This is a genomic window from Oceanicola sp. S124, from assembly GCF_000220565.1.
Classification (GTDB): domain Bacteria; phylum Pseudomonadota; class Alphaproteobacteria; order Rhodobacterales; family Rhodobacteraceae; genus Pseudooceanicola.
This window is the reverse complement of sequence record NZ_AFPM01000222.1, coordinates 1-4502: the sequence shown is the minus strand read 5'-3', so window position 1 is coordinate 4502 and position 4502 is coordinate 1. Positions and strand designations below refer to the sequence as shown.

3 protein-coding genes are annotated in these 4502 nt (G+C 68.6%); 2 read left to right on the top strand and 1 reads right to left on the bottom strand.

Translation table 11 applies throughout. The features are described from left to right. Nucleotides 1-119: 119 nt before the first annotated feature. Nucleotides 120-1586 (top strand): hypothetical protein, encoded by a 1467-nt coding sequence (locus OS124_RS0115370; protein ID WP_010140655.1) that lies wholly within the window; start codon nt 120-122, stop codon nt 1584-1586. Nucleotides 1587-1683: 97 nt separating this feature from the next. Here OS124_RS0115370 and OS124_RS0115365 read toward each other — a convergent pair whose 3' ends face one another. Then, entirely contained in the window at nt 1684-2916 is a 1233-nt protein-coding gene (locus OS124_RS0115365; protein ID WP_010140654.1) for a ferredoxin reductase family protein, read from the bottom strand. Nucleotides 2917-3653: 737 nt separating this feature from the next. Here OS124_RS0115365 and OS124_RS0115360 point away from each other — a divergent pair. After that, on the top strand, nt 3654-4502 hold an 849-nt coding region (locus OS124_RS0115360; protein WP_010140653.1), incomplete at its 3' end, for a circularly permuted type 2 ATP-grasp protein.

Genomic DNA, 4502 nt, shown 5'->3' with positions numbered 1-4502 from the left:
GCCCGCAAGGTCAGGACCGGCCCTGCAAGACCAAGATGCACGGGCCCGGTCAGGGCCCGGTAGCTGCCCCAGACAGCAAGTGCCCGAAGTGGCCGAGACGAGCAGAAAGCGAGACCGCGATGAGCAAGCGCAACGCCCCGGCCCTTCTGGCACTGAGCCTCGCCGCAGCCTGCCTGCAGGGCAGCGGACCCGGCTGGGCCGAGGCTGCCCCGGCGGTGTCCGTGCAGGTCCTGCCCGATGCCGCGGCCCCGGCAGGCAGCAGCGCGGCGGCGGACCCGCAGGGTCTCGCGCCAGCAGCCAGCCTGCGCCCGAAACGCCGCCCGGAGGGTCCGCTGGCCGACACCGGCGCGGCCGGTCGTCCTGCCCCTGACGGCCCTGCCACGCTGGCCCCCGCCGGGGATCTTGCGGCCGCCCCTGCGTCGACCATGCCGGGCACGCCCCGGCAGTCCGATCCCGAGGCCGAGATGCTTGCCCGCACGGTGCTTGGCATGCTGTCCACTACCACCGATGGCCGTTCCATGGATGGCGCCGGAGCCGGGGCCGGGCAAGGCGATGCGGGGGCCGGGATCGGCGCCGACCTCGCCGCCGCCCTGGCAATGTCCCCGCCCGCGGGTCCGGATGCAGCTGGCCCGGACGCAGCGGGCCTGGAAAGCAGGGGCTCAGGGGATCTGGACCGCTTCCTGCCCGGCGCCGCCTCGGTTGCGCCGCCGGCTGCGCTGCGTCCCCGCGCGCGCCCCGAGGGCTTCGCGGTTCCGGTCGCCTGGTACGACAAGCCGGGCCAGCCCTGCGAGGCCGCGTCGGGCTTTCCGGACCCGGACATAGGGCGCAACGCCGCGACCTTCGAGGCCGATCCCGATCTTTGCATCTCGCGGGATGGCTTCAGCGAACATGGCCGCAACTGGCAGCTGACGGTGGTGCGCAACCTCTCGACCCGGCGCGGCCCGGTCTGGGCAGTGCTGCATGACAACGAGAATGCCGCCTTCGACGCGGCCCTCTACGCGGTTCACAAGTATGGCGGCGCGCTGATCGCGGTCGAGGCCGGTGAGAACCGCGTGTTCATGGGCCAGGATCCGAACCGCAACTTCTCGCTCACCGCCTCGTCGGCCGCGACCTGCCGCGACATCTCGCAGAAGCCCACGCCGGGTTTCACCAATGCCATCGCCGGCTATTTCTCGCAGCGGTACCCGGTGCTGACCCTGCACAACAATGACGACGGCTATTCCGGGGCCGGCGGGGCGGGAACGATCTCGGCCCGGCGCAGTTCAGCCTCGATGACGGGGATGATGACGCCCACGCCGCAGGGCGCCCTCTCGGACGAGGACAATGCGATCCTGCTGGCCGGCAGCCAGCCCTTCGAGGCCAACCGGCAGGCGCGGCAGGCGACGGGGGCTTTCCATGCCGCGGGGGTCAACGTGATCTACGAACACGTCCGCCCCGAGCGCAACGACTGTTCCTTCTCGTTCTTCACCACGATGAACGGGCTGGGCGATTACTACAACATCGAGGCCCAGCACGGCGCGCTTGAGGCGCAACGCCAGATGGTCGACGTGCTGATGCGCCATCTCGCTATCGCCTCCCTCTGGTAAGGGCGCCCGGGGCTGCCCGGCGGGCAGATCCCGCGCCTCCGCCCCCGCTCGATGCGGGGAAGGAGGCGGCCTGACCGGATGGGCACCCGACAGGCACTCAGAATTCGAAGTACTCGAAATGCAGCTTGCGGCCGAACCGCGCCTTCAGCATGTCGCGCACCATGGGCGGACCGCAGAACAGTACTGCCTTCAGGTCGCGGGGCGCGACCTCGGGGCCTTTCCAGCGGCCCTTTTCCTGCGAGGGATGCAGGGTGAACCTGAAATTCGCGACCCGCGCCGCCGCCGCTTCGAACTCTTCCAGCGCCACGGCCTCTTCGGGCGTGCGGACAAGGTAGATCATCTCGACCTCGCAGGGCAGCTCGTCGGGCAGCGAGCGCACGAAAGACAGGAAGGGCGTCACCCCTATGCCCGCCGCGATCCACAGCTGGCGTCCCTTCCGGGGATAGCGGAAGCCGCCGTAGGGCCCCTCGACCGAGAGCCGGTCACCGACCTGCAGACCGGACAGGCGCCGGGTGAAATCGCCGAGCGCCTTGATGTTGAACCGGATTTCGCCATCCTCGCGCTCTCCTCCCGAGATCGAGAAGGGGTGCCTTTCGCGCAGCCCGGCACGATCGGCGCGGATGAAGGCGAACTGCCCCGCCCGGTGGCGCAGCTTGCGCGGCCCGAGAGGGCGGGCGGTGATGCCGGTGATGTCGCCCCGTGTCTCGACCTGCACCACCTCGTAGCGCCGGGCGCCGAAGCTGCGCCACAGGAACGAGCCCCCCCAGAGCAGCCCGCAAAGGAGGCCGAGCGCAGCGAAGCTCTCGGCCAGCATCTGGTAGTCGGCGGGCATCTTCTTGTTGAAGGCCAGGTGGAAGGTCGCCGCCGCCCAGGGCCAGATCATGATGTAGTGGGTCAGCTTCCACCAGTGGTAGGGCAGCGTCCAGCCGAGGATCGACTTGCGCCGCAGGTAGCTGACAAGTCCGAGCACGATCAGGAAGTTGAACGCGATCTCGCCCGCCTCGATTGCGGCCTTGCAGCTGTCGTCGCAGGGATAGAGCTTGCCCGGAAACTCGGGCGGAGCGATCCAGTGCGCCACTGCGGCCGCCATTGCCAGATAGCCGAAGGCACGGTGGTGCAGGAACATCTTGTCCATGCCGCCGAAGGCCCGCTCGATCACCCGCAGCCGCGCGCCCAGCAGGATGTTGAGCGACATGGCCGCATAGGCCACCAGGCCGGCATAGACAGCACCGATCGTGCCCAGCTCTCCGGTCGGGTTGATGGCGAGCAGCAGCACGCCGACAAGAACCACCAGACCTGCCTGCGGCAGGTAGCGGGTCACTCTCTCCATGGCTCGAAATCCTTCTGGCTCTGAAATCACTGTCCCCGGGGCAATCCCGCAGCCCGCCATGGCGGACCCGGCTCAGGATAGGCGCAGGGCACTTGGCCGGGCAAAGGTTTTCCAGCCCGATGCCCCCCGGAAAGCCCCGAAAGTTCATGGCAAAAGCCGTCATCGGGCGCGGGGTCGGGTCTGGGTCAAGGGCTGGGACGCGGGCTGGGCCAAGGGATGATCCAAGGGCCGGGAACGACGGCGGCGTGGTGTCGGGGCAGCGGGGGCAGGCGGGGGATCTTCCTCTGGCTTTGCCGTGGCGCGGCGTCCGCTCTGCCTTGATGCGATGCCGGGAAGGGGCCGGCAAACCCTTGACCTTTGACGCCAAAACGCGCCTCCTTGGGAAGCCGCTTCGTGGTCTGCGGGTGCGGGGCAGCGCCTCAGTTTTGGGCAGATGCCCGGAAATTGGCAGGCGGGTCCCTGCGGCAGGTGGCGGTGCCCCTCGCATCCCTCTCGGGGCTCTGCGAGGATCATTCCGGGGGCTGGTGGTGCGGTGACGCCAAAGGCCCGAACGCTGCAGGCCCGAACGCTGCAGGCCTGAACGCCGAGCGACCGGATGCGAGGGCGCCGGATCTGCTGGGCCGGGCACGACAGGGACGACCGGCGCCGGGATGCCGGCGCGGGACAGGGGTGCCGGCGGGTGACGGGCCTGCCGGGCCGGGACAGAGAGAAGGGCCGCCAGAGCCCCGAGGGAGACCATGACCGAGAATCGGTTCTTCAACGAGATGGAAGCCGGGGGCGGTGCCGCCCGTGCGCCCTATGCCGAATATGCCCAGTGGTTCTCGGGCGAGGATCCCCGCGACCTGCTGAGGAAATCCGCCGAGGCCGAGACCTTCTTCCGCCGCATCGGCATCACCTTCAACGTCTACGGCCAGAAGGAGGCGCAGGAACGCCTGATCCCCTTCGACATCGTGCCCCGCATCATCTCGGGATCCGAATGGCGGCTGCTCGAGAAGGGGATCGAACAGCGGGTCCGGGCGCTGAATGCCTTCCTGGCCGATATCTATGGCGCTCAGGAGATCCTGCGCTCGGGGCGCCTGCCGGAACAGCTGATCGCCCGCAACGAGGCCTTCCTGCCGCAGATGATGGGCATGGTGCCGCCGGGGGGCGTCTATACCCATATCGTCGGCACCGACCTCGTGCGCACCGGCGAGAATGAATTCTACGTGCTGGAAGACAATGCCCGCACGCCCTCGGGGGTCAGCTACATGCTGGAAAACCGCGAGACGATGCTGCAGATGTTCCCCGAGCTGTTCACCCGGATGAAGGTGCGCCCGGTGTCCTCCTACCCGGCCGAGCTGCGCCGCTCGCTGTCGGAATGCGCGCCGCCGAACTTCGACGGCAGCAAGCCCTGCGTGGCGATCCTGACCCCGGGTATCCACAACTCGGCCTATTTCGAGCACAGCTTCCTGGCTGACCAGATGGGTGCCGAGCTGGTGGAAAGCAGCGACCTGAAGGTCGTGGACGGCAAGGTGCAGATGCGCACGACGAAGGGCTACAAGCCCATCGACGTGATCTATCGCCGTGTCGATGACGACTACCTTGAT

Coding starts and splice junctions, on each gene's coding strand:
- OS124_RS0115370 (WP_010140655.1), top strand. CDS start 120: ATGAGCAAGCGCAACGCCCCGGCCCTTCTGGCACTGAGCCTCGCCGCA.
- OS124_RS0115365 (WP_010140654.1), bottom strand. CDS start 2,916: ATGGAGAGAGTGACCCGCTACCTGCCGCAGGCAGGTCTGGTGGTTCTT.